We start from the raw sequence: 24284 nt of genomic DNA, 5'->3' as shown, positions 1-24284 counted from the left end.
GCTCCCCGAGACGCTGCAGTCCATAGCGACCGCGTCGCGGGTCGGGGAGCCCCACTCACCTGCCTGCTGTCACCTACCCGGCGGGCCAGGGCACCTGCGCCGACTTGTAGTAGCCGATGCCGAGCGCGTCCCAGCGCGGGCCCTGCGCCGCGAGCCGCACCTTGTACGTGTTCCAGTCGTGCGTGGCCTCAGGCGACCAGCCGAGTTCGGCGACACCCGGCAGCCTCGGGAAGGCCATGTACTCGACCTGCGCCGAGGTCGACAGGGTCTCCGACCACAGCGGCGCCTCGACGCCCTGAACAGCCGATGCCGGAACGCCCGGAAGGTAGCTGCCCGGGTTCCAGTCGTACGAGCGCTGCACCTCGACGTACCCGGCCCAGGCGAGACCGAGCGGGGTGTCCTTGTTGTACTTCATGTCGAGGTAGAGACGGTCGGCCGGCGACATGACGATCCCCGTCCCCTTCTGCGCCGCCGCCGCGACCTGCGCCTTCTCGGCCGCGCTGGTCCCGTCGAGACCCCAGTACTGGGCGAGGGCGCCCTTCGCCGGGGTGGCGCCGGTCAGCTGGTGCCAGCCGATCACGGTCTTCCCGTACTTGGCGACGATCGGCTGCACCTTGTCCATGAACGTGACGTAGTCCTCATGGCTGGTGGAGTGCGCCTCGTCGCCGCCGATGTGGATGTACTTGCCGGGCGTGATGGCGGCGAGCTCACGGATCACGTCGTCGACGAAGTCGTAGGTGCGGTCCTTGTTGACGCACAGCGAGCTGAAGCCGACGTTCGTGCCGGTGTAGAGCGGCGGCGCGACACCGTCGCAGTTCAGCTCCGCGTACGAGGCGAGCGCCGCGTTCGTGTGGCCCGGCATGTCGATCTCGGGTATGACCTCCAGATACCGCGAGGCGGCGTACTGGACGATCTCCTTGTACTGGGCCTTGGTGTAGTAACCGCCCTGCCCGCCGCCGACCTGCGTGGACCCGCCGTATGTGGCGAGCTTCGGCCAGGAGTCGATGGCGATGCGCCACCCCTGGTCGTCGCTCAGGTGCAGATGCAGCTTGTTGACCTTGTACAGGGCGAGTTCGTCGATGTAGCGCTTGACCTTGTCCACGCCGAAGAAGTGGCGGGAGACGTCGAGCATGGCGCCGCGGTAGCCGTACCGGGGGCTGTCCTCGATGGTGCCGCCCGCGACGAGCCACGGCCCGGTCTGCTTGCTGCTCTTCTCCACCTTGGCGGGCAGCTGCTGGCGCAGGGTCTGCACGCCGTGGAAGAGACCGGCGGCCTTGTGGGCGGTGATGGTGACGGAGCCGCGACCGGACACGAGCCGGTATCCCTCCGCTCCCAAGTCCTGCGCCCTGCTGCTCAGTTCGAGCCGGATGCCATCGCGTCCGCCGTCACCCGTGACCGGCAGCCGATAGCCGGTGGAGGGCCGGAGGACGTCCGCGAGATAGCCCGCGACGCGCCGCGCCTCCTTCGAGTCCTTCTCGACGCGGATCCGCGTCTTCGAGGTGATCTCGTACGCGGGTCCGCCCGCGGCCACCGAGGCCGGAGCGGGCACGACCTGGCCCAGCGGGGTCGCGGCGGCGGATCCCGCACCCGGTGACGGGGCGGCGCCGACGGCGGACACCCCCGCGGCCGCGACGAGCAGCAGCGACCCGAACAGCCGGGCGGTCCTGCGGCGCTGCTTCTGTTGCTGTCTCACAAACGGTCCCTTCGACGAGCGACTGGGTCGTGGATCGCGGGGGGTTTCACATCTGTGCAGCCGAACAGTCACCATGGGTACCGTCCGCCCCATGAGCGGGTCAAGGGTGTAGACCAATTCTTACCGGGGTGGACGACAGAAACCCTGGGTGAACTGGCCGTTCCGTCAGCCGTGTTGGCGGCGCCTGCGTGCGCTGGGCGAGCCGCGCCGGGCCGGGGTGCTGACGGACGAGGAGTTCAGCGCGGCGAAGCGCGCGGCACCGAGGAGGATGTGGCGCAGGGCCCGCCCCTTCCCGAAGGGGCGGGCCCTGCCGTGGCCTCAGCCCCGCCGCACCTTGCGCGCGATGACGAAGCGGTCGATCTCCTCACCGGTCTCCGCGAGGCCGCGCACCGTCAGCTTCGCCGTGTGGCCCGCCGGCGCCGGCTCCACGTCGACGCGCAGGAACGAGTAGTTCGTGTAGCGCACGCGCGACCAGTCGACGGTGATGTCCTTCTTGCTGCCGTCGGGCTGGACCACGAACGACGCGAACGGGTCGACCTCCTTCTCGTGCCCCTCGTACGTGTCGTCGACCGGGAACGCGTACAGGCTGCGTCCCGCAGCGCCCGCGGTGACGTACACGACGCCGTCGGTCTCGGGGTACGCCGTGCCGCCGATCGGCAGCTCCTTGGTGACCCGGTCGCCCTTGAGCACGTCGGTGCGCTCGTAGACGTGGTTGTGCCCGTTGATGACGAGGTCGACGGTGTACTTCTCGAACAGCGGCACCCACTCCTTGCGCACGCCGCCCTCGGAGGCGTGGCTCGTGGCGGTGCAGTACGCGCAGTGGTGGAAGAAGACCACGATGAAGTCGACGTCGCGGTCGGCGCGGAACTTCTTCAGCTGCCGCTCGAACCACGAGGTCTGCGTGCCGCCGGACAGGCCGAGGTTGGCCGGGATCTCCCAGGACACGTCGTTGGCGTCGAGCGAGATGACCGCCGTGTTGCCGTGCACGAAGGAGTAGACGCCGGGCAGGTTCTTCGCGTCGGGGCCGTTGTCCGGCAGGGTGAAGCGGGCCTGCTGGCTGCCGTACCCGTGCGGCGCGTACCAGGCCTCCATGTCGTGGTTGCCGTACGCGACCATCCACGGCACCTGCTTGGCGACGGACTCCGTCTGGGCGAGGAACTGGTCCCAGGTGCGGGCGTCGAACGTGTCGCCGGTCTGGCCCGAACCCGACGGGTCGGCGTAGGCGATGTCTCCGGCGTGCAGGTGGAACGCCGGGTTCTGCGCCAGGATCAGGCTGTCGTTGGCCAGCGCGTGGTAGCTGACGCCCTGGTCGCCGAAGGCCGTGAAGGTGAACGGCTCGCCGTGCGAGGGCGCCGTCCTGAAGGTGCCGAGCGTGCCGGCCAGGTGCGCGGCGGCCGGGTCGAAGCCGTCGTGGCCGACGCCGTAGTAGTAGGTGGTGCCGGGGCGCAGCCGGGTCAGCTGGGCGTGGAGGTAGTACTGGGTGTGGTCGGCGCCGGTGCCGACCCCGGCCGGGGTGTAGAGGGGCCGGACCTCGGCCTCGATCTTCCGCGAGAGGTCCCAGGGGTGGACGCCGACGCGGATGTACGGGTTCTTGACGGCGACCGGGACCTGCCAGGAGACGGTCATCTCGGTACGGGCGTCCGTGCCGTAGGCGAGGTGGCGGGCGAAGGGCGCGACGAGCGCGCCGTCGACCTTCTGGGCGGCGGGTACGTGGCCGGGGGTCCGCCCGGCCTGGGTGGGAACGGAGGCGCTCGCAGCGCCCGGTACGAAGGCGCCGCCCGCGATCGCGCCCAGGGTGACGGCGCCGCCGCGCATCATCGTGCGGCGGGAGAACTTGCTGCGCAGGTACTCGTGCTGCTCGGCCAGGCTCCGGTCGGCGAGCTGCTCGGGTACGCCCATGCGGGGAATGTCCATGACCAGAAAAGTTGCTCGGGTCACTCATCCCGGCCGGATACGGCATGTGAACGCACGCCGAACAAGCGGCATGGCGCCCTTCAAGCCTTGACCACAGCTGTCCCAAGAACCCCAGCACCCATGCCGGACGACGCACCCCTGCCCGAAATCGGGCAGAATTCTTGCGAACGGCCCCCTCTTCCTCCAGGATCATCCGAGTGCACGACGAACTTGTTGATCACCTGACGCGCAGTTCGCCCCTGAACCGGGGCGAGGCACTGCGGGTGATCCAGGACGTGCTCGCCTACTTCGACGAGACGACCGAGATGTTCGTCCGTCGCCGCCACCGCGAACTCCAGGGTCAGGGCCTGGTGAACGCGGAGATCTTCGAACGGATCTCGGCGGACCTGAAGTACCGCGCGGTCGCGCCGCCCGAGCTGTCCCTGCGGCAGCTTCGGCGCATCGTCTACGGCTAGAGGGGATCAGTACACATATGTGCGGAATTGTCGGTTACATCGGTAAGCGTGACGTGGCACCACTGCTGCTCGAGGGACTGCAGCGCCTGGAGTACCGCGGCTACGACTCCGCGGGCGTCGTCATCACCAGCCCGAAGGCCAGTGGCCTGAAAATGGTGAAGGCCAAGGGCCGCGTGCGCGACCTGGAGGCCAAGGTGCCCGCCCGCTTCAAGGGCACCACGGGCATCGCCCACACCCGCTGGGCCACTCACGGCGCACCGTCCGACGAGAACGCGCACCCCCACATGTCCGCGGACAACAAGGTCGCCGTCGTCCACAACGGCATCGTCGACAACGCCTCCGACCTGCGCGCGAAGCTGACCGCCGAGGGCGTCACCTTCCTCTCCGAGACGGACACCGAGGTCCTCACCCACCTCATCGCCCGCTCCCCCGCCGAGAAGCTCGAGGACAAGGTCCGCGAGGCGCTCCGGCTGATCGAGGGCACGTACGGCATCGCCGTGCTGCACGCCGACTTCCCCGACCGCATCGTGGTGGCCCGCAACGGCTCCCCGGTCGTCCTCGGCATCGGCGAGAAGGAGATGTTCGTCGCCTCGGACATCGCCGCCCTGGTCACCCACACGCGCCAGATCGTCACCCTCGACGACGGCGAGATGGCCACCCTCAAGGCCGACGACTTCCGCACCTACACGACGGAGGGCACGCGCACGACCGCGTCCCCGACCACCGTCGAGTGGGAGGCCGCCTCGTACGACATGGGCGGTCACGACACGTACATGCACAAGGAGATCTTCGAGCAGCCGGAGGCCGTCGACCGCGTCCTGCGCGGCCGCATCGACGAGCGCTTCTCCGCCGTGCACCTGGGCGGCCTCAACCTCGACGCCCGCGAGGCGCGCAGCGTGCGCCGCGTGAAGATCCTCGGCTGCGGCACCTCGTACCACGCGGGCCTGATCGGCGCGCAGATGATCGAGGAGCTGGCGCGCATCCCCGCGGACGCCGAGCCGGCCTCCGAGTTCCGCTACCGCAACCCGGTCGTCGACCCCGACACCCTGTACATCGCCGTCTCCCAGTCCGGTGAGACGTACGACGTCCTCGCCGCCGTGCAGGAGCTGAAGCGCAAGGGCGCCCGCGTCTTCGGCGTCGTCAACGTCGTCGGCTCGGCGATCGCCCGCGAGTCGGACGCCGGTGTGTACGTCCACGCGGGCCCCGAGGTCTGCGTCGTGTCGACCAAGTGCTTCACCAACACCACGGTCGCGTTCGCGCTCCTCGCCCTCCACCTCGGCCGCATCCGCGACCTGTCCGTCGCCGACGGCAAGCGGATCATCGAGGGCCTGCGCAAGCTGCCCGGGCAGATCACGCAGATCCTGGAGCAGGAGGAGCAGATCAAGAAGATCGCCGACGAGTACGCCGACGCCCGCTCGATGATGTTCATCGGCCGGGTCCGTGGCTACCCCGTCGCCCGCGAGGCCTCGCTCAAGCTCAAGGAGGTCTCGTACATCCACGCCGAGGCCTATCCCGCCTCCGAGCTGAAGCACGGCCCGCTCGCCCTGATCGAGCCGGCGCTCCCCACGGTCGCGATCGTCCCGGACGACGACCTCCTGGAGAAGAACCGCGCCGCCCTCGAGGAGATCAAGGCCCGCTCGGGCCGCATCCTCGCGGTCGCGCACCAGGAGCAGGAGAAGGCCGACCGCACGATCGTCGTCCCGAAGAACGAGGACGAGCTCGACCCGATCCTCATGGGCATCCCGCTCCAACTCCTCGCCTACCACACGGCGTTGGCCCTGGGCCGCGACATCGACAAGCCCCGCAACCTGGCGAAGTCCGTCACGGTCGAGTAGGCAGCCCCCGCAGTACGAGTACAGAAGCTGCGAGTAAAGAAGAACGGGTCCCCATACGCGCCACCAAGCGCACAGGGACCCGTTCTTTACGGAGGGCCGGGGGCGCCCATTCCCCCGGCCCGCAGCTGTCAGCCGGTGGCCGTCACCCCCCGGCCGGCAGCACGCCCCGGCAGGGCCGTGGGCAGCCCGCCCAGCGCGGCCGTCGCCGCGTACCAGGCGAGCAGCCCGCCCACCGCGGCGAACCAGCCGCCGACCTTGGCGAGCCCGGCCGTGTCACCGAACGCGGCCACGGCGAGCAGCAGCAGGGCCACGCACAGCGCCCCGTACGCCGCGCGCACGAGAGTCCCGGAGCCGGCGGCCCCGAGGGTCAGGCTCAGGGCGAGCAGCGCGAAGAGAAGCAGGAACAGCCCTTGCGCGTTGGCCGACATGGGATCGCCGGCCGTGACGCCCCAGGTGAACCAGAACGCGCCGAGCGCGGCGAAGGCCGTACCCGTCGAGGCGTCACTGGCTCGGTAGGCGAGCAGGCCGGCGACGAACAGGGCGATGCCACTGACGTACGTCGCGAGGGATACGGCGTTCGCGGCCGTCACGCCGTCGATCACTTCGGTATGACCGAGGCCGAAGGCCAACAGGGTGAGTCCCAGGGCGAGATGGCCGAGAGTGGAGGTCGTGCTTCCCGCGGAGACGTCTTTGTCCACGGCGGGCTCCCTTCGTGCGGGTGCAGTTGTGCTGCGCGCGGTACTGGGCCCTGCGATGGTCCAGCGACCGGTATGTACCCTTCACAAAGGCACAAAGCACCTCTACGCGCGAGTAGGATTCGCCCATCTCACCTCGGGCTCAAGGGAGTTACGGGATGACTATGACCGGGCGCCTGGCGCGCCGCGCGAGCCGTCCCGCGACCGAGCCGAAGATCCGGCCGACGATCCCGTGCGTGGAGCCGACGACGATCGCGTCGGCCTCGTACTCCCGGCCCACCTCTTCGAGTTCGTGGCAGATGTCGCCACCGCGCTCGACGAGAATCCAGGGCACCTCGGACAGATACTCCGCACACGCGAGCTCGAGCCCGAGCACCTCGGTGCGGTGGTCCGGCACATCGACGAAGACCGGCGGCTCGCAGCCCGCCCACACCGTGGTGGGCAGCCGGTTGGCGACGTGGACGATGATCAGGCCGGAGCCCGAACGGTGCGCCATGCCGATGGCGTAGGCGAGGGCCCGCTCGCTGGAGGTCGAGCCGTCGAAGCCGACGACCACTCCGTGCTTGAAGGCGGGATCGCAGGACTGACGTGTTTCTTCCGCCGCCTGGGGGGTCGCCGTGGGATCGGCGACCTGCCGCTTGCGGTCCGCGGGTTCAGGGAATTCGTGACCGGCCATGGGTATCTCGGCGATTAGGTCCTCTGGATCCTCGACGGATCCTCGGTGGAGGGACGACAGGGAGCGGCGGAGCTGTGTCCGGGAATCATCTTCCCAAGCCCATACCCCCAAGGGTACGGCGACACTCCTCCTCTGCCCAGAGTCGTCTGCCCGGTTAAGCGCACGCTCCGCGGCGTTCAGGGGAGCATGCACGAGGCCGCGCCCGTATGGCAATGGTTGCTGCCCCGTACAGACGGTTTGGGTACGGTACCGGCACCCCCGGTTCGGCCGAGTGACCGGTCGCACGACCACGCGTTGAACGTGCGTACCCACAGCAACAGGGAGCGCGCCGTGCCCGGACCGTCCATCGTGTACCCGTCCGCCGACGCCCCATGCGAGGAGCTGCCGCCCGAGGGCCGGCGGGAGGCGACGCAGACGTCCGGCACGGACACGGTGAGCGACGTCGTCCGCTGGGCGGCGTTCAGCTGCGTCCTGGTCCCGGTCGTCCTGGTGGGATACGGGATCTCACTGGCCGGGGCGATGGGCGCGGCCCTCGGGCTCGCCGCGGTGACCGGGGTCTGCCGGGTGCTGCTGCGCCAGTCCGAACGGGGCGCGGCGCGGCCGGCTCCGGTACGGTCCTGCGACCACAGGGGCCGGCGCGGCGGAACGGTGCCGGGGGCGCGCAAGGGCGGTCGCCGCACGGGATGATGTGCGCCGGAGGGCTGACTGGTTCCCGCGCACTACCACGTATATTTTCAGCCAACTTCGCCCGGCCATGCATTTCTTGCCGTCACCCGCCTCCAACCCCCGTGCCACCAGGCATGAAAGGACCGTAGAAGGCGCTTGCACCCTACGGGGACCGGCCACTGAGTTGAGGCGCACTTCCCTGCAACGCCCCTGAGTGCCACGCTTCGTGATCGAATGCTTCACGCCAAGTTGCCATGTCGACAATCTGCCGGATCCTCAACTGGTCACGACGGGACCACCGGACACAGTAGATTCGATCATGACTGTCCATCGGCGGGGGACTCTGCAGGACCGAGGGGAAACGTGCTGGAGCGACAAGCCCGTCACACTACAAAGGGCGCCGCGACCACCGAGGGGGGCTTAGCGGGATGAGCCACGACTCCACTGCTGCGCCGGAGGCCGCAGCTCGGAAGCTTTCCGGGCGACGCCGCCGGGAAATAGTCGCGGTGCTGCTGTTCAGCGGCGGACCCATCTTCGAAAGTTCCATTCCGCTCTCCGTGTTCGGCATCGACCGCCAGGACGCCGGGGTACCGCGTTACCGGCTGCTGGTGTCCGCCGGTGAGGAGGGCCCGCTCCGCACGACGGGCGGCCTCGAACTCACCGCGCCCCACGGGCTCGACGCGATCTCGCGGGCGGGCACCGTCGTCGTGCCCGCGTGGCGGTCGATCACCTCGCCGCCACCGGAGGAGGCCCTCGACGCGCTGCGCCGCGCGCACGAGGAAGGCGCGCGCATCGTCGGACTGTGCACCGGAGCCTTCGTGCTCGCCGCGGCCGGCCTGCTCGACGGCCGACCGGCGACCACCCACTGGATGTACGCGCCGACGCTGGCCAAGCGCTACCCGTCGGTCCACGTGGACCCGCGCGAGCTCTTCGTGGACGACGGTGACGTCCTGACGAGCGCCGGAACCGCGGCCGGCATCGACCTGTGTCTGCACATCGTGCGCACGGACCACGGCAACGAGGCGGCCGGAGCGCTCGCCCGCAGACTCGTGGTCCCGCCGCGCCGCAGCGGCGGCCAGGAGCGCTACCTCGACAGGTCTTTACCTGAGGAGATCGGCGCCGACCCGCTGGCCGAGGTCGTCGCCTGGGCGCTGGAGCACCTCCACGAGCAGTTCGACGTGGAGACCCTCGCCGCGCGCGCCTATATGAGCCGCCGCACCTTCGACCGCCGGTTCCGCTCCCTCACCGGGAGCGCCCCCCTGCAGTGGCTGATCACCCAGCGGGTGCTGCAGGCCCAGCGGCTCCTGGAGACCTCCGACTACTCGGTCGACGAGGTCGCCGGTCGCTGCGGCTTCCGTTCGCCGGTCGCCCTGCGCGGGCACTTCCGGCGCCAGCTCGGCTCATCCCCGGCCGCGTACCGCGCGGCCTACCGGGCCCGCAGACCACAGCCGGAGAAGCCGGTGGAGATCGCGGCGGCGCTGGGACCGGAGACCCCGGTCCCGGCCCAGTCACGGCGCACCGCGGCGGCCGGAACCTACCCGGGACCCACCGCCTCACTGCCGACAGATCCGGGCAAACCCAGCTCGGACGCGTATGCGGCGGGGCGCGCGAGTCTGCCCGGGCAGAGGAGTGCGCCGTAGGGTAAGGCGCATGAACGATCGCATGGTGTGGATCGACTGCGAGATGACCGGGCTCTCGCTGGCGAATGACGCGCTCATCGAGGTGGCCGCACTGGTCACCGACTCTGAGCTGAACGTACTCGGCGACGGCGTGGACATCGTGATCCGCCCGCCCGCCGAGGCCCTGGAGACCATGCCCGAGGTGGTGCGGCAGATGCACACCGCCTCGGGCCTCCTCGACGAGCTCGCGGGCGGCACGACGCTCGCCGACGCCGAGGAGCAGGTCCTCGCGTACGTACGCGAGCACGTCAAGGAACCGGGCAAGGCGCCCCTGTGCGGGAACTCGGTCGGCACCGACCGCGGCTTCCTGCTCCGGGACATGCCGACGCTGGAGGACTACCTCCACTACCGGATCGTCGATGTGTCCTCGGTCAAGGAACTGGCGCGCCGCTGGTACCCGAGGGCGTACTTCAACAGTCCGGAAAAGAACGGCAACCACCGCGCGCTCGCCGACATCCGCGACTCCATCGTCGAGCTGCGCTACTACCGCGAGGCGGTCTTCGTCCCGCAGCCGGGACCCGACTCCGACACCGCGAAGAAGATCGCGGCCAAGCACGCGCCGCCTGCGGAATAGCACCTCGCACCGCGTTTCCGTCCCCTGTGTACGGGGTCCGGAAAAGGCGTGCGCGAGCACCCCTTCGGACCCTGTACACTTTTTCTCGGCCGGTCGGAAGAAACACAAACGACCGGACATGGTGGGTGTAGCTCAGTTGGTAGAGCACCTGGTTGTGGTCCAGGTGGCCGCGGGTTCAAGTCCCGTCACTCACCCTGAACGATCAAGGCCCCGGTTCGAAAGAACCGGGGCCTTGATCGTTGTGGCGCCCCGCGCCGCTCAGGACGACACGCACGCCTGAGCCCGACGCGCACCCCTCAGGACGAAGCGCGCTCCACCAGCTCGTTCGGAAGGACCAGCCGGCGGCCGTCGAGTGCGCGGGACGCGACCGGGCGGCGGTCGGCGATCTCGGCGAGGAGCAGGTCGATCATGGCGCGGCCCATCTCCTCGATCGGCTGGCGGACGCTGGTCAGGGGCGGGTCCATGTGCCGGGCGATCGCCGAGTCGTCGTAGCCGACCAGGGCGACGTCGTCGGGGATACGACGCCCCGCCTCGCGCAGCACCTGGCGGGCGCCCGCCGCCATCACGTCCGACCCGGCGAACACCGCGTCCACTTCGGGGCAGCGCTCCAACAGCTCGGTCATCGCGCGCCGGCCGCCCTCCTCAGTGAAGTCCCCCGGCACGATGAGCCGCTCGTCCACCTCGCGGCCGGCCGCGCCGAGAGCGGCGCGGTAGCCGTCGACGCGGCGCTGGGCGCCGTACACGTCGAGCCGGCCCGTGATCGTGGCGATGGCGGTGCGGCCGCGGCTCAGGAGGTGTTCGACGGCCGAGTACGCGCCCGCGAAGTTGTCGGAGTCCACCGAGGGCAGCGTCTCGGCGGCGGAGCGGCGGCCGCTGATGACGGCGGGGATCTCCAGCTGGCTGAGCAGATCGGGCAGCGGGTCGTCGGCGTGGACGGACACCAGCAGGACGCCGTCGACGCGGTGGGCCGCGAGGTACTGGGCGAGGCGCTGCCGCTCCCGGTCGTTGCCCGCGAAGATCAGCAGGAGCTGCATCTCGGTCTCGGCGAGCTGGGCGCCGACACCGCGCAGCATGTCGGAGAAGTAGGGCTCGGCGAAGAAACGTGTCTCCGGTTCGGGCACGACGAGGGCGATGGCGTCGGTGCGGTTGGCGGCGAGGGCGCGGGCCGCCGTGTTCGGTACGTAGCCGAGCTCGGCGACGGCGGCCTCGACCGCGGCGCGGGTCGCGTCGCTCACCCGGGGCGATCCGTTGATCACCCGGGAGACCGTGCCCCGGCCCACACCCGCGCGGGCGGCGACCTCCTCAAGAGTCGGACGCCTGCTGTGTGTGCCGCGAGCCGCCATGACTTCTGCCTCCCCAAGTCTCACGCGGAATCTAACAGCCCTATAACCGCGCCAAGTTGTCGCTGCCGGGTGTCTTGACACCCCCGGGCCGAGCGACGACTCTTCAACACATCACCGGTGGGAGCGCTCCCACTCTACTGGACGTATACAGAAGCCGCACGTTCCCCGCCCGAGCCGCACGTGAACGAACGGGTCCAGCAAGGCAGTTGGCCGGGGTTGGCACTTCAGAGCAAGTGAGTTCTTTGGAGGATGCAATGCGCACGACTGCCCGTACGTCCCGACGCGCGATGACCTTTGCGGTCGTCGCCGCCCTGGCCACAGGGCTGCTCGCCGGGTGCGCGAGCGATGACGACGCAGGATCCGACGGCGGTTCGAGCGGGGGCGCCGACGGCAAGGGCGGAACCACGGTCACGATCGGCACGTTCGGCGTCTTCGGCTACAAGCAGGCCGGGCTCTACGACGAGTACATGAAGCTGCACCCGAACATCACGATCAAGGAGAACGTCACCACCCGCACCGACGTCTACTGGCCGAAGACCCTCACCAGGCTGCAGGCCGGATCCGGCACCGACGACGTCCAGGCCATCGAGGTCGGCAACATCACGGAGGCCGTCCAGACACAGGCCGACAAGTTCGTCGACCTCGGCAAGGAGGTCGACAAGTCGCAGTGGCTGGACTGGAAGAACGCCCAGGCCACCACCAAGGACGGCAAGCTCATCGGGCTCGGCACGGACGTCGGCCCGATGGCGATCTGCTACCGCAAGGACCTGTTCGAGAAGGCCGGTCTGGAGACCGACCGCACCAAGCTCGCCGCGCAGTGGAAGGGCGACTGGAACAAGTACGTCGACCTCGGCAAGCAGTACATGAAGAAGGCGCCGGGCAAGACCAAGTACGTGGACTCCGCGTCCTCCGTGTACAACGCGGCGCTCGGCGGCGAGGAGCAGCGGTACTACGACAAGGACGGCAGCGTCATCTGGGACAAGTCCACGGGGGTGAAGAAGTCCTGGAACGCCGCCATGGAGGTAGCGACCAGCAACATGTCGGCCAAGCTGAAGCAGTTCGACCAGACCTGGAACCAGGGCTTCGCCAACGGCACCTTCGCCACGGTGGCCTGCCCCGCGTGGATGCTCGGCTACATCCAGGAGAAGTCCGGTGACGCCGGCAAGGGCAAGTGGGACGTGGCGGCCGCGCCGACCGCGGCCAACTGGGGCGGCTCGTTCATCGGCGTGCCGACGGCGAGCAAGCACCAGAAGGAGGCCATCGCCTTCGCGAAGTGGCTGACCGCGCCCGAGCAGCAGGCCAAGGTCTTCGCCAAGCAGGCCAGCTTCCCGTCCACGCCGTCGGCGTACGGCAGCCTGAAGCCGCAGGCCGCGACGACGACGTTCTTCTCGGACGCGCCCCTGACACAGATCTTCTCCGACTCGGCGAAGACCATCCCGGTCCAGGTCTTCGGCATCAAGGACCAGCCGATCGGCACCGCGATCACCGACGTCGGCATCCTCCAGGTCGAGCAGAAGGGCAAGTCCCCGAAGCAGGGCTGGGACGCCGCGACCAAGGAGGTCAAGGACGTGCTCGGCCAGTGACCAGCTCCGACGAGGCTCTCGCGCAGTCCGCGCCGAGTGCCGACGCCGCGCCCGGCTCGCAGGAGCCGGGCGCGGCGCGGGACGCTCGGGGTCGCGGTAAGGGCCCGGCGGGCGTCGACTCCTGGCGCAGCCGCCTGTACCGCTGGGACATGAAGGCGTCGCCGTACGCGTTCATCTCCCCCTTCTTCATCATCTTCGGCGCCTTCTCCCTCGTACCGCTGCTCTACACCGCGTGGTACTCGCTGCACCACGTCCAGCTCTCCTCGCTGGACACGCAGACCTGGGCGGGCCTCGACAACTACAAGAACCTGTTCGCCTCGGACTTCTTCTGGAACGCCCTGAAGAACACGTTCACCATCGGCCTGATCTCGACGGTTCCCCAGCTGATCGCGGCGATCTGGCTGGCGCACATGCTCCATTACCGGCTGCGCGGCTCGACCGTGTGGCGCGTCGTCATGCTCACCCCGTACGCCACGTCGGTGGCGGCGGCGACGCTCGTCTTCGTCCTGCTGTTCGCACCGGACAGCGGAATGATCAACTGGTTCCTGGACCTGCTCGGCATGGACCCGGTCAACTGGCGGGAGTCCGACTGGGGTTCGCAGCTCGCGGTCTCCTCGATCGTGATCTGGCGGTGGACGGGCTACAACTCGCTGATCTACCTGGCGGCGATGCAGGCGATCCCGGCGGACCTCTACGAGTCGGCGGCCCTGGACGGCGCGAGCCGCTGGCAGCAGTTCCGGCATGTGACGGTTCCGATGCTGCGCCCGACGATCCTGTTCACCGTGGTCGTCTCCACGATCGGCGCGACCCAGCTCTTCGGCGAACCTCTGCTGTTCGGCGGGGTCAGCGGCACGAAGGGCGGCTCGGAGCACCAGTACCAGACCCTCGGCCTGTACATGTACGACCAGGGCTGGATCATCGGCAACCTCGGCAAGGCGTCCGCGATCGCCTGGTCGATGTTCCTGATCCTCCTGGTCATCGCCGCGGTCAACCTGCTGATCTCCCGACGGCTGAGGAAGTCCCAATGACCACCACTGATGTGACGCTCCCTCAGGTTGCGAAGCAGGGGGACACCTCGGGCCGGCGCCGAACACGCATGACGGGCGCGGGCAGACAACTGCACGCGGGACCCCTCACCTACGTGATCCTCACCCTGTTCGCCGCACTGTCACTGGCCCCCCTGCTCTGGACGACGATCGCGGCCTCACGCACCAATGCCCGCCTCGCGCAGACGCCACCGCCGTTCTGGTTCGGCGGCAACCTGTTCAAGAACCTGGAAACAGCCTGGAACCAAGCGGGCATGGGCGCGGCGATGTTCAACACGATCCTGGTGGCCGGCACCATCACCATCGGGACGGTCCTCTTCTCCACACTCGCCGGTTTCGCCTTCGCGAAACTTCGCTTCCGCTTCTCCACGGCGCTCCTGCTGATGACAATCGGCACGATGATGGTCCCGCCCCAACTGGCCGTGGTCCCCCTCTACCTGTGGATGACGGACCTGGGCTGGGCCAACCATCTGCAGACGGTCATCCTGCCGACCCTGGTCAGCGCCTTCGGCACGTTCTTCATGCGCCAGTACCTGGTCCAGGCGCTGCCCACCGAACTCATCGAGGCCGCCCGGGTCGACGGGGCGAGCAGTCTGCGGGTCGTCTGGCACGTGGTCTTCCCGGCGGCGCGCCCGGCGATGGCGGTGCTCGGGCTGCTGACGTTCGTGATGGCGTGGAACGACTTCCTGTGGCCGATCATCGCGCTCAACGGAGAGAACCCGACGGTCCAGGTGGCCCTCAACCAACTGGGCACCGGCTACATCCCCGACGACTCGGTGATCATGGCCGGCGCCCTGCTCGGCACGCTGCCACTGCTGATCGCGTTCCTGCTGTTCGGCAAGCAGATCGTGGGCGGCATCATGCAGGGCGCGGTAAAGGGCTGACTTCTGTGGGGTCGCCGCGAGCGGCGGCCCCACCCCACACCTTCCTACCGATGGGAGCGCTTCCATGCCTAGGCCCATTACAAACACACCCACAGCAACCCCCACCACCTCAGCCCCCACATCCACCCCCTCCCCCGCCTTCCCGCCGAACTTCCTCTGGGGAGCGGCGACCTCGGCGTACCAGATCGAGGGGGCGGTGAGGGAGGACGGCAGGACGCCGTCGATCTGGGACACGTTCAGCCATACGCCGGGCAGGACGGCGGGTGGTGACACGGGCGACATGGCGGTGGACCACTACCACCGCTACCGGGATGACGTGGCCCTCATGAAGGACCTGGACCTGGCCACGTACCGCTTCTCGGTCTCGTGGCCGAGGGTGCAGCCCACGGGCCGGGGCCCCGCGGTACAGCGGGGCCTGGATTTCTACCGACGCCTGACGGACGAACTCCTCTCCCAGGGCATCAAGCCGGCCCTGACCCTCTACCACTGGGACCTGCCGCAGGAGCTGGAGGACGCGGGCGGCTGGCCGGCACGCGACACGGCGTACCGCTTCGCGGAGTACGCGGGCATGGTCGGGGAGGCACTGGGCGACCGGGTGGACTTCTGGATCACGCTCAACGAGCCCTGGTGCAGCGCGTTCCTGGGCTACGGCTCGGGCGTGCACGCCCCGGGCAGGACGGAACCGGCGGCAACACTCCGAGCGGCCCACCACCTCAACCTGGCCCACGGCCTGGCGACACAGGCCCTGCGCCAGACGCTGCCACCCCGAGCAGAAGTAGCAGTGAGCCTCAACTCCTCCACCGTCAGGCCCCTTTCACCCACCAGCGCCGCCGACAACGACGCCCGCCGACGCATCGACAACCTGGCCAACGGCGTGTTCCACGGCCCGATGCTGCACGGGGAGTACCCGGCGGACCTGATCACGGACACCACACGCATCACGGACTGGTCCTTCGTGGAAAGCACAGACCTGGCAACGATCCACCAGCCGCTGGACGCGCTGGGCCTGAACTACTACACCCCGTCCCTCGTCTCCGCGGCCCCGTCGGCACCCACAACCCGATCCGACGGCCACGGGGCGAGCGACCACTCCCCCTGGCCGGGAGCGGATGACATCGCGTTCCACCAGTCCCCGGGCGAGCGCACGGAGATGGGCTGGACGATCGACCCGACGGGCCTGCACGACCTGATCATGCGTTACACCAGGGAGGCACCGGGCCTGCCGCTGTACATCACGGAGAACGGCGCGGCGTACGACGACAAGCCGGACCCGGACGGCCGGGTCCACGACCCGGAGCGCATCGCGTACCTCCACGGCCACCTGTCAGCCGTACACCGCGCGATCAAGGACGGCGCGGACGTCCGCGGCTACTACCTCTGGTCGCTGATGGACAACTTCGAGTGGGCGTACGGCTACGAGAAGCGCTTCGGGGCGGTCCACGTGGACTACGCGACCCAGAAACGTACGCCGAAGTCGAGCGCGCACTGGTACGCACAAGCGTCACGCAGCAACACGCTCCCGCCCCCACCGCAGAAGTAGCACCGGCGGTCAGCCGCGTACGGAACGGGAGGGGACGCCCCGCACCCGAAGGACAACCCGGCACAGCAGCGGCGCACCCGAAAAGCGAACTGCACCGAAGCGGGGCACCACCCGAAGCGAACCGACGCACGAACGCGCGCCCCGGCCGAGTGGGGGGAGAAGGATCCGGCCGGGGCGCGCAGCTTCCCGCGGGGGGCTACTTGAAGGAGGCGAAGGCCTTCTGGAAGGCGTTGGCCGACTGCTCGATCGAAGAGCAGGTCGGCTGGGCCGAGTTGGACGCCCCGCCCTCGCACGCCTTGTCGCGGGTGGCGGACCACATCGACAGACCGCCCAGGCCCTTCTCCTTGGCGAAGGCGACCAGCTGCGTGGCGTCGTCGACCTTGAAGATCTCGGACGAGACGTCGTTGACACCGATCATCGGGGTGACCGCGACGGCCTTCCAGGCAGCCGCGTCGGACAGCCCGAGCGCGCTCTTGATCTGCGCCTGCGTGGCGGTAGCGGCCTGCTCGGCGTACGTGCCCATGTCGCCGCTGTACGAGGCGCCGTAGTCCATCGCCATGATGTTGACGAGGTCGGTCGAGACGCCGTTGGACTTGGCGTTCTTCAGGAAGTTCACGCCGTCGGACGTGAGGCCCTCGGGCATCACCGGGAGCGTGAAGGAGACGTTCAGGTCCGGGTTGTTCTTCTGCAGCGTGGCGATGGCCTGGGCGCGCTCGGTGTTGGCGGCGGTGTCCGGCAGGGCGCCGCCCTCGATGTCGAAGTCGACCTTGGTGAGCTTGAACTGGTCGATGACCTTCTGGTACGCCGCCGCGAGGTCGGAGGCCGAGGAGCATGCCTGCGCCAGCTCGGTGCCGGATGCGCCGCCGAAGGAGACTCGCACATCGCCGCCTGCGGCCCTCAAGTCGCCGATCTGGGCGGCGACTTCGTCACTGCCGAGGTCGGTGACGCCGCCCCACTTCGGGGTGCAGGAGCCGCCGGAGGTGATGAAGGCGAGGTTGAACTCCTTGACGCCGGTGGCCTTGGAGGAGGCGACCAGGTCGAACTTCGGGTAGAGCGAGGTGTCGACGTACGGGGCGAACCCACCGGCGGCCGCGGAGCCCGACCCGGTACCGGAGGACGAGGACGGCGAGGGGCCGGCGGTCGACGTGGAGGTCTCGGTGGGCTCGGCGGTGGCCGAGGCGGAGGCGCTCGGGGTGGGCGTCGCGGACTCCGTGGGGCGACCGCTCGGCTCGGGGGTCGCACCGTCGTCGACGGAGCACTTGGCCCCGTTGATGAGGCACCCGGCCGGATCGGAGTCACCGGTGACGACGAACCCGACGGTCACGGACTTCCCGGCGGCGATGCCTTCCTTGTCCCAGGAGGCGGGCTTCACGGTGACGTGCGAGCCGGAGACGGACGACTCGGCGTTCCAGAGGGAGCCGAGCTTGGTGCCGGACGGCAGGTCGAACTCCAGCTTCCAGTCCGACTGGGCCTTGTCCGAGTCGTTCTTGACGACGTACTGGGCGGTGTACCCGCCGGACCACTCACTGGTCTTGGTGTAGGCGGCGCCGACGCCCGCGGCCTGCGCCGTACCGGAGAACAGGAAGGCGCCGCCGCCCACGACGGCCGCGGCGACGAGCCCGCCTATCGCCTTGTTCCTGCCGCTGACCCTGCGCCGGTGCGTGCTGCTCATCGCGTGCCTGCCTTAGCTGTACGGGGGTGGGGGTGCGGCAGCACGCTAGCGATCCGGAACCCGGCAAATGGGGCACCAGTACCGGCGGTTGAGGTTCTTATGGAGGGCTTAAGGAAGCCATCGGAACGGATTAAAGGTAGAGACCAATCCCGAAACGATGAGGTCCCACCCGACTACACAGCGGCACCGGACCCGGCGTCGGCCCCCCGCTTCCGACCACGCCGCACCCCGCCCCGGTGCCCGCGCCGCACAGCCCCACCGGACCCGGGCCCCCGCCCGTCCAGCTGCACCCAGATCCGCACCTCGGTCCCCCCGAGCACGGAGGACCCGATGCGCACATCACCGCCGGTCGACTCGGCGAGCCGACGGACGATGTCGAGCCCGAGCCCGGTGGACCCGTCGCTGCCGGAGCCCCGCCCACGGGCCATCGCGGCGTCCGGGTCCAGAATCCCGGGCCCCGCATCCGATACGAGCACGATCACGGCGTCCTCGCCGCTGTGCACGTCGACGGCGAAGGCGGTGCCTTCGGGCGTATGCCGAAAGACATTTCCGAGCAGCGCATCGAGCGCGGCAGCCAGCTCCCCCCGGGCCACGGGGATACGCACAGGCCGGTCGACGCCGGCAACGCGCACCTTGCGCCCCTCGTCCTCGGCGAGCGCGGACCAGAAGTCCATGCGCTCACGGATGACCTCGGCGGCATCGCACCCGGCACCCGGCCCCGCGGCGGCGGTCTGCGGCTTGGCGTCGCGGGCGGTACGGATGATGGTGTCGACCTCGCGCTCCAGTTGCTCGACGGCGGCACGGGTCTGCTCGGCGGCGGCGCCCTCCCCCAGCGAGACGGCGTTGAGCCGCAGAACGGTGAGGGGCGTACGCAGCCGATGGGAGAGGTCGGCCGCCAGCTCCCGCTCGTTGGCGAGCAGTTGAACGACCTGATCGGCCATGGAGTTGAACGCGACGGCCGCCAGCCGAAGTTCCGTGGGCCCGTCCTCCGGAACACGCGCCCCGAGCTTCCCCTCGCCCAGATCGTGCGCGGCGGAGACGAGCCGCCGGGCGGGCTGCACCATGCGTACGCCGAGCCGGTCGGCGACGGCGACGGACCCTATGACGAGGGCGATGCCGACGCCGGCCAGGACGAGCCACGCGGTGGCGACGCCGTTGGTGACCTCGGACTCCGGCACGAACACCTCGACGACGGCGATGCCGGCGCTGACGGCGATGGGCTGGAGCCACACGGACCCGCCGGGCACATCGGCGACGGTGGCCTGCCGGAGGCCGACGTGCCCGTCACCGGCGCGGGACGTGCCGACCTGGATCGCCGGGGCGCCACCGGAGGCCGGGATGTACACGGCCATGCGGCCGTCGGCGCCGGCCTCGGTGGAGGCGACGGCGCGGGTCAGTTCGTCACGGTCGGTGGTGATGGAGAGGGTGGGCCCGATCGCGGCGGCGGTCCGCTCGGCGTTCGAGAAGGCGCGGTCCCTGGCCATCTCCTTGATGACGAGGCCGAGAGGAACCGCGAAAGCGACGACAACCATGGCCGTGACGGCGAGGCACACCTTGACCAGGGCCCACCTCATGCCGGCCCGCCCTCCGGCCGCGGCGGCTCCAGCTTCACGCCGACGCCCCGCAGGGTGTGCAGATAGCGCGGCCGGGCGGCCGTTTCGCCCAGTTTCCTGCGCAGCCACGACAGATGCACGTCGATGGTCTGATCGTCGCCGTACGACTGCTGCCACACCTCGGCGAGGAGTTCCTTGCGGGGTACGACGACGCCGGGCCGGCCCGCGAGGAAGGTGAGCAGGTCGAACTCGCGCCGGGTGAGATCGAGCCGCGCCCCGTCCAGCTCGGCCTGGCGCCGCAGCGGGTCTATCGCGAGGCCGCCGACCTGAAGGAGGCGCGAGGGCGGCTCGGCGGCGGCGCTGGAGCGCGCGCGGCGCAGCACGGCGGCCATGCGGGCGGACAGGTGCTCGGGCGAGAACGGCTTGGTGAGGTAGTCGTCGGCGCCGTCGTTGAGGAGCCGGACGATCTCGGTCTCGTCGTCGCGGGCCGTGGCGATGATCACGGGTACGTCGGTGATGCCGCGCAGCATCTTCAATGCCTCGGATCCGTCCAGATCGGGCAGACCGAGGTCGAGAATGACGACGTCGAAACGGAAATGGGCGACCTCGCGCAGCGCCTCCAGGGCCGTGCCGACGCTCCGTACGGTGTGGGAGGCCTCGGTCAGGTGCCGGATGAGGGCCGAGCGCACGAACTGGTCGTCCTCGACCACGAGCACACTTGCCATGGGCGGCACCGTACGCCATACGGTGGACCCCGGTCCTCCTTCCGCCCAGGTCCGGGGCAACCCCGGTCCCCCCGGGACACGTGTGGGGCGGGTGCGGCAGTATGGCCGCGATGCACCCCATGCGCAGAGGACTTGTTCACACGGCGGCCTGGCTGCTGGCCACCGGCGCGGCCGTCACGCTGTCGTGGTGGGGCGTGCACACGGTGATGGCGGGCACGGCGTACGACCCGCCGCGTGCGGTGCCGATCGCCGCGGGAGCGGTGGAGGCGCGGTCGTCGTCGACGCACCGCCCGGAGCCGTCACCGTCAGGGTCTCCGTCCCGCTCCGCATCGCAGAAGCCGTCACACTCCCCTGGCTCGGCCACCCCGTCCCCGAGCCGCCCGGCGAATCCGAGCACCTCCGCGAAGCCGCCCGCGTCTCCGTCGGCGTCCGGCACGGTGAAGGGCTACGCGACGGAGGGCGGCCGTGCCGTGTTCGACCTGGGCAAGGATTCGGCGACGCTGGTGTCTGCGACACCCGCGGCCGGCTGGTCGGTGCAGGTGTGGAAGGACTCGACGTGGATCAGGGTGGAGTTCACCTCGGGCACGGACAAGGTCTCGGTGTTCTGTACGTGGCACGACCACGCGCCGAGTGTGGAAGTCGCCAAGTACTGAACGTCTACCGGAAAACGGAAGGCGGAGGAGCGGGCGAAGCGACGGCATCCGAGTCGCTGACGGCACCGGCTCCCCCGGTGAAGTCCGAGAGGGACCTGCCGTGTTCGACGCGGGCGGGGTGCGGATCACCGGCCGCGCGCCGGGTCAGTTCGGCAACGGGCAGCACCCGGCCGGAGGCGACAAGCACGGCGTTGCCGAAACGCTTGCCGCGCAGGACGGCCGGGTCGGCGACGAGAGCGAGCTCGGGGAAGACGGCCGCGGCGGTGGCGATCTGACCGCGCAGATGCGCGAGGGGCGGCCCGTCGGCGAGGTTGGCGATGTAGCAACCGTCGGGCTTGACCACACGGCGTACCTCGGTGAGGAACTCGGTGCTGGTGAGGTGCGCGGGCGTACGCGCTCCGCTGAACACGTCGGCTATCAGGAGGTCGGCCCAGCCGTCGGGGAGTTTCGCGAGACCCTCGCGGGCGTCACCGGCGCGGACGCGTATCCGGGAGCCGGGGTCCAACGGCAGTTCGCGGCGCACCAGTTGGATGAGCGCCTCGTCGCGCTCGACCACTTGCTGGGTGGAGCGGGGGCGGGTCGCGGCGATGTAGCGGGCGAGGGTGAAGGCGCCGCCTCCCAGGTGCACGGCGTGCACGGGGCGGCCCTTGTCCACGGCGAGGTCGATGACATGGCCGATCCTGCGCTGGTACTCGAATTCGAGATGCCCGGGATCGCCGAGATCGACATGCGACTGAGGGGCACCGTCCACGAGCAGCGTCCAGCCGCGCGGCCGGTCCCGGTCGGGCATCAGCTCGGCGAGCCCGCCGTCGACGGCCTCGACGACGGCCTCCCGGCCGCCACGGGCCGCTCCGGCCTGCTTGTTCTTTGCCCTTGACCTTGCCATCCGTCCATTATCGACGGGCGGCGGCCAGTCGGCCCAGCGGCCGCCGAGCCAGGGTCCACAGGCGCCCGGCAGGCGGCCTCAGCGGCAGTTGTCCGCGGCTTCGATCATGCGGGCCGCCTCGCCGAGCGCCGCCCTCAGGACCGTCGGGTCGGTGACGAGCTCGGCCTCGCCGGGCGGGAGCAGCCAGCCGCCGCCCTCCACGGGGGCGGGCGGCACGGGGCCCGCACCGAGGTCGCGCTCCAGCGAGGGCGACGCGGGGGTGTGGGTGCAGGCGCTGCCGGGGACGTCCCAGCCGTCGGCGGTGCCGGGCGGCACGAGGAACCCGAGGGTGTCGCAGTCCCCGTCGTGCAGGACCGGGCCGACGGCCTCGGTGGCGCCGCGGCGCAGGATGTCGACCGCTTCGAGGCCCTGCCGGGCCGGGACGGTCACCACGTCGCAGGACGTGCTGTCGCGGGGTGGCGCGCTGTGGTCCTGGGTCGGCCGGTGCCGCGCCGTCGAAAGTGATGCCTCCAACACGTCAGCCCCTCCTCGCTCTCGCGTACGGGTTGCACGACCGGAACGCGACCGCTCCGGCCCCGCAAGGTTCAACGCCCGTAAGCGTCAACAGCTACGGCGGTACGCCGCCGCAAAGGATGGCACTTCATGGCGGATGCGGGGTGAGATATCCGGTTTGTAGCCAAACACTGCGTGTCGGGGTCGTTACAGCAGGTACCTTCGTGCCCCGTCGGAACAGGGGTTGCACCAGGGCCCACAGAGACCCAACTCCCCGGTGATCCGGCACGGTTCGCACGAGAGGGCCCGGTCATGACGCCGTCACCGGTGGCATCGTCAGCGCAGTCCCCGCGGCCGAATCTCGCCTTCAGGCGGCTGCGTGGGCAGCGCTCTCCCGGCGAGTTCGCGGCCGCGGTGCGAAGGGCCGCCCGGGAGATCGGCGAGCGGGTCAGCTGCGACGCGCGCTACATCGGGCGGGTGGAGGCCGGCGAGATCCGCTGTCCCAACTACGCGTACGAGCGGGTGTTCCTGCACATGTTCCCCGGGCGCTCACTCACGGACATGGGGTTCGCGCCCCGCTCGGCCGTACGCGGCCGGGCGGCGCGCCCCGCAGATCCCGTACCCCTCGCGCACACCGAGTTCGAGTACCCGCACCACGACGAGGAGAGCGACGTGCGGCGTCGCGCATTCATGACCGGAGGGACGGCCACCGTGGCCATCGCCTCCCTGGCGCCCCTGGGCATCGCGGCCGACGGCACGGCAGCCCACGCGGCGAAGTCGACCGCGGCGGGCCACGGCGGGCGTGCGGCGCCCCAGGCCGGTGTCGGCGCGGTCGAGGAGGCCATCCGCCGGATCCGGCTGCTCGACGACCGGCACGGCGCCGACGGGCTCTACAAGAGGGCCGCGGCCCCGCTGCGTACGGCGTTCGCGCTGCTCGACGCGGGGACGGCGGCGCCCGGCACGGCCGAGCGGCTCCAGGCCGGGGCGGGTGAACTGGCCATCTCCGTCGGCTGGTTGGCGCACGACTCGGGCCGCTTCGACGACGCGCGCTCGCACTATGCGGAGGCGCTGGCCACCGCGCGCGTGGCGGGCGACCCGGCTCTTGAGGCGCACGCGTTCTGCAACACGGCGTTCCTGGCGCGGGACGCCGGGCGGCCGAGGGAGGCGGTGCGGGCGGCGCAGGCGGCCACGCGCGTCGCGGCCCAGCTGGCCTCGCCGAGACTGCTCTCGCTGCTCGCGCTGCGCGAGGCCGGCGGCTGGGCGGGGCTCGGGGACCGTACGGGGTGTGAGCGGGCGCTGGCCCGGGCGCAGGCCCTCTTCGCGCGCGGGCGGTCGGACGACGACCCGGAGTGGATGACGTTCTACGGCGAGGCCGAGCTGGAGGGCCTGGAGGCGCAGTGCTACTCGGCGCTGGGCGACTGGACCCGCGCCGCCCGGCACGCGCGCCGCGCAGCCGCCCTCCAGGACCCGCACTTCACCCGGAACATCGCCCTGTACACGGCGGAGCTGGCCGACGACCTCGCGCGCGCCGGACAGCCCGACGAGGCCGCGTCCGCGGGGATGCGGGTCCTGCACCTGCTGACCGAGGTCCAGTCGTCGCGCATCCAGTCGATGCTGGCGACCACCGCGCGCGTGCTCCTTCCGCACCGCAGGGCGTCGGGCGTCTCGGCGTTCCTGGAGCAGCACGCCTCGGCACCGCGCACGGCGTGAGCCCTACCGA

21 protein-coding genes, 1 tRNA gene and 1 pseudogene are annotated in these 24284 nt (G+C 70.2%); 13 read left to right on the top strand and 10 right to left on the bottom strand.

Translation table 11 applies throughout. From position 1 onward, the window contains the following. Window positions 1-73 precede the first annotated feature (73 nt). Entirely contained in the window at window positions 74-1768 is a 1695-nt protein-coding gene (locus OG698_RS29240) for a beta-N-acetylhexosaminidase (protein ID WP_406106523.1), read from the bottom strand. A 103-nt stretch (window positions 1769-1871) separates the two neighbouring features. Between OG698_RS29240 and OG698_RS29235 the strand changes: the two are divergent. Further along, window positions 1872-1964 (top strand): annotated as a pseudogene (locus OG698_RS29235) (Tat pathway signal sequence domain protein); the annotation flags it as partial. A 47-nt stretch (window positions 1965-2011) separates the two neighbouring features. Here OG698_RS29235 and OG698_RS29230 read toward each other — a convergent pair. Beyond that, complete coding sequence (locus OG698_RS29230) at window positions 2012-3592, bottom strand: purple acid phosphatase family protein (RefSeq protein ID WP_406111349.1); 1581 nt, start codon at window positions 3590-3592, stop codon at window positions 2012-2014. A gap of 212 nt (window positions 3593-3804) precedes the next feature. Here OG698_RS29230 and OG698_RS29225 point away from each other — a divergent pair, with 212 nt between their 5' ends. Together OG698_RS29225 and glmS are read left to right on the top strand one after the other, a co-directional pair. Further along, window positions 3805-4062: a hypothetical protein gene (locus OG698_RS29225; RefSeq protein ID WP_399973705.1), complete on the top strand. Its 258-nt coding sequence runs from the start codon at window positions 3805-3807 to the stop codon at window positions 4060-4062. Between the two features lie 17 nt (window positions 4063-4079). After that, on the top strand, window positions 4080-5897 hold the full coding sequence (gene glmS, locus OG698_RS29220) for a glutamine--fructose-6-phosphate transaminase (isomerizing) (RefSeq protein ID WP_406106521.1): 1818 nt from the start codon (window positions 4080-4082) through the stop codon (window positions 5895-5897). 128 nt (window positions 5898-6025) lie between these two features. Here the strand turns inward: glmS and OG698_RS29215 are convergent, their stop codons facing one another. Together OG698_RS29215 and OG698_RS29210 are read right to left on the bottom strand one after the other, a co-directional pair. Next, complete coding sequence (locus OG698_RS29215; protein WP_406106519.1) at window positions 6026-6595, bottom strand: GPR1/FUN34/YaaH family transporter; 570 nt, start codon at window positions 6593-6595, stop codon at window positions 6026-6028. Between the two features lie 148 nt (window positions 6596-6743). Beyond that, complete coding sequence (locus tag OG698_RS29210; RefSeq protein ID WP_326775641.1) at window positions 6744-7268, bottom strand: universal stress protein; 525 nt, start codon at window positions 7266-7268, stop codon at window positions 6744-6746. 381 nt (window positions 7269-7649) lie between these two features. Between OG698_RS29210 and OG698_RS29205 the strand changes: the two genes are divergently transcribed. The 4 genes from OG698_RS29205 (at window position 7650) to OG698_RS29190 (ending at window position 10381) form a co-directional block, all read left to right on the top strand. Continuing rightward, a complete protein-coding gene (locus tag OG698_RS29205) occupies window positions 7650-7955 on the top strand; it encodes a hypothetical protein (protein ID WP_406111347.1) in 306 nt (101 codons plus the stop codon). Window positions 7956-8362: 407 nt separating this feature from the next. Beyond that, entirely contained in the window at window positions 8363-9574 is a 1212-nt protein-coding gene (locus OG698_RS29200) for a helix-turn-helix domain-containing protein (RefSeq protein ID WP_399973700.1), read from the top strand. Between the two features lie 10 nt (window positions 9575-9584). Beyond that, a complete protein-coding gene (orn, locus tag OG698_RS29195; RefSeq protein ID WP_266670785.1) occupies window positions 9585-10187 on the top strand; it encodes an oligoribonuclease in 603 nt (200 codons plus the stop codon). Between the two features lie 121 nt (window positions 10188-10308). Next, window positions 10309-10381 (top strand) — tRNA-His (locus OG698_RS29190). Between the two features lie 102 nt (window positions 10382-10483). Here the strand turns inward: OG698_RS29190 and OG698_RS29185 are convergent. Continuing rightward, a complete protein-coding gene (locus OG698_RS29185; RefSeq protein WP_383084790.1) occupies window positions 10484-11530 on the bottom strand; it encodes a LacI family DNA-binding transcriptional regulator in 1047 nt (348 codons plus the stop codon). Between the two features lie 254 nt (window positions 11531-11784). Here OG698_RS29185 and OG698_RS29180 point away from each other — a divergent pair, with 254 nt between their 5' ends. From OG698_RS29180 to OG698_RS29165, 4 genes are all read left to right on the top strand, one after another. After that, window positions 11785-13113 carry an ABC transporter substrate-binding protein gene (locus OG698_RS29180; protein ID WP_406106515.1) on the top strand — a complete coding sequence of 443 codons (1329 nt, stop codon included), beginning with the start codon at window positions 11785-11787 and terminating at the stop codon, window positions 13111-13113. Beyond that, complete coding sequence (locus tag OG698_RS29175) at window positions 13110-14141, top strand: carbohydrate ABC transporter permease (protein ID WP_406106513.1); 1032 nt, start codon at window positions 13110-13112, stop codon at window positions 14139-14141. The genes OG698_RS29180 and OG698_RS29175 overlap by 4 nt, the downstream gene beginning before the upstream one ends. Continuing rightward, window positions 14138-15043 (top strand): carbohydrate ABC transporter permease, encoded by a 906-nt coding sequence (locus OG698_RS29170; RefSeq protein WP_406106511.1) that lies wholly within the window; start codon window positions 14138-14140, stop codon window positions 15041-15043. The genes OG698_RS29175 and OG698_RS29170 overlap by 4 nt, the downstream gene beginning before the upstream one ends. 64 nt (window positions 15044-15107) lie before the next feature. Continuing rightward, window positions 15108-16583, top strand: a complete 1476-nt coding sequence (locus tag OG698_RS29165) for a GH1 family beta-glucosidase (RefSeq protein WP_406106509.1) — start codon at window positions 15108-15110, stop codon at window positions 16581-16583. 196 nt (window positions 16584-16779) lie between these two features. Here OG698_RS29165 and OG698_RS29160 read toward each other — a convergent pair whose 3' ends face one another. From OG698_RS29160 to OG698_RS29150, 3 genes are all read right to left on the bottom strand, one after another. Further along, window positions 16780-18255 carry a cellulose binding domain-containing protein gene (locus OG698_RS29160; RefSeq protein WP_406106507.1) on the bottom strand — a complete coding sequence of 492 codons (1476 nt, stop codon included), beginning with the start codon at window positions 18253-18255 and terminating at the stop codon, window positions 16780-16782. Between the two features lie 173 nt (window positions 18256-18428). Further along, window positions 18429-19829, bottom strand: a complete 1401-nt coding sequence (locus OG698_RS29155) for a sensor histidine kinase (protein ID WP_406106505.1) — start codon at window positions 19827-19829, stop codon at window positions 18429-18431. Next, complete coding sequence (locus tag OG698_RS29150) at window positions 19826-20533, bottom strand: response regulator transcription factor (RefSeq protein WP_326775632.1); 708 nt, start codon at window positions 20531-20533, stop codon at window positions 19826-19828. The genes OG698_RS29155 and OG698_RS29150 overlap by 4 nt, the downstream gene beginning before the upstream one ends. Before the next feature lie 119 nt (window positions 20534-20652). Here OG698_RS29150 and OG698_RS29145 point away from each other — a divergent pair, with 119 nt between their 5' ends. After that, window positions 20653-21186 carry a hypothetical protein gene (locus OG698_RS29145; RefSeq protein ID WP_406106503.1) on the top strand — a complete coding sequence of 178 codons (534 nt, stop codon included), beginning with the start codon at window positions 20653-20655 and terminating at the stop codon, window positions 21184-21186. A 4-nt stretch (window positions 21187-21190) separates the two neighbouring features. On the opposite strand, the gene OG698_RS29140 is transcribed toward OG698_RS29145, so the two are convergent. Next, complete coding sequence (locus OG698_RS29140) at window positions 21191-22072, bottom strand: spermidine synthase (protein WP_406106501.1); 882 nt, start codon at window positions 22070-22072, stop codon at window positions 21191-21193. A 78-nt stretch (window positions 22073-22150) separates the two neighbouring features. Continuing rightward, window positions 22151-22588 (bottom strand): hypothetical protein, encoded by a 438-nt coding sequence (locus OG698_RS29135; RefSeq protein WP_406106499.1) that lies wholly within the window; start codon window positions 22586-22588, stop codon window positions 22151-22153. Between the two features lie 288 nt (window positions 22589-22876). On the opposite strand from OG698_RS29135, the gene OG698_RS29130 reads away from it, so the two are divergent. Next, entirely contained in the window at window positions 22877-24274 is a 1398-nt protein-coding gene (locus OG698_RS29130) for a tetratricopeptide repeat protein (protein WP_406106497.1), read from the top strand. The last annotated feature ends 10 nt before the right edge of the window (window positions 24275-24284 follow it).

Origin of the sequence: Streptomyces sp. NBC_01003 (assembly GCF_045162695.1) — a bacterium.
Classification (GTDB): Bacteria; Actinomycetota; Actinomycetes; order Streptomycetales; family Streptomycetaceae; genus Streptomyces.
Note: the sequence above shows the minus strand (reverse complement) of the source record. Positions and strands in the feature narration are given on the sequence as shown.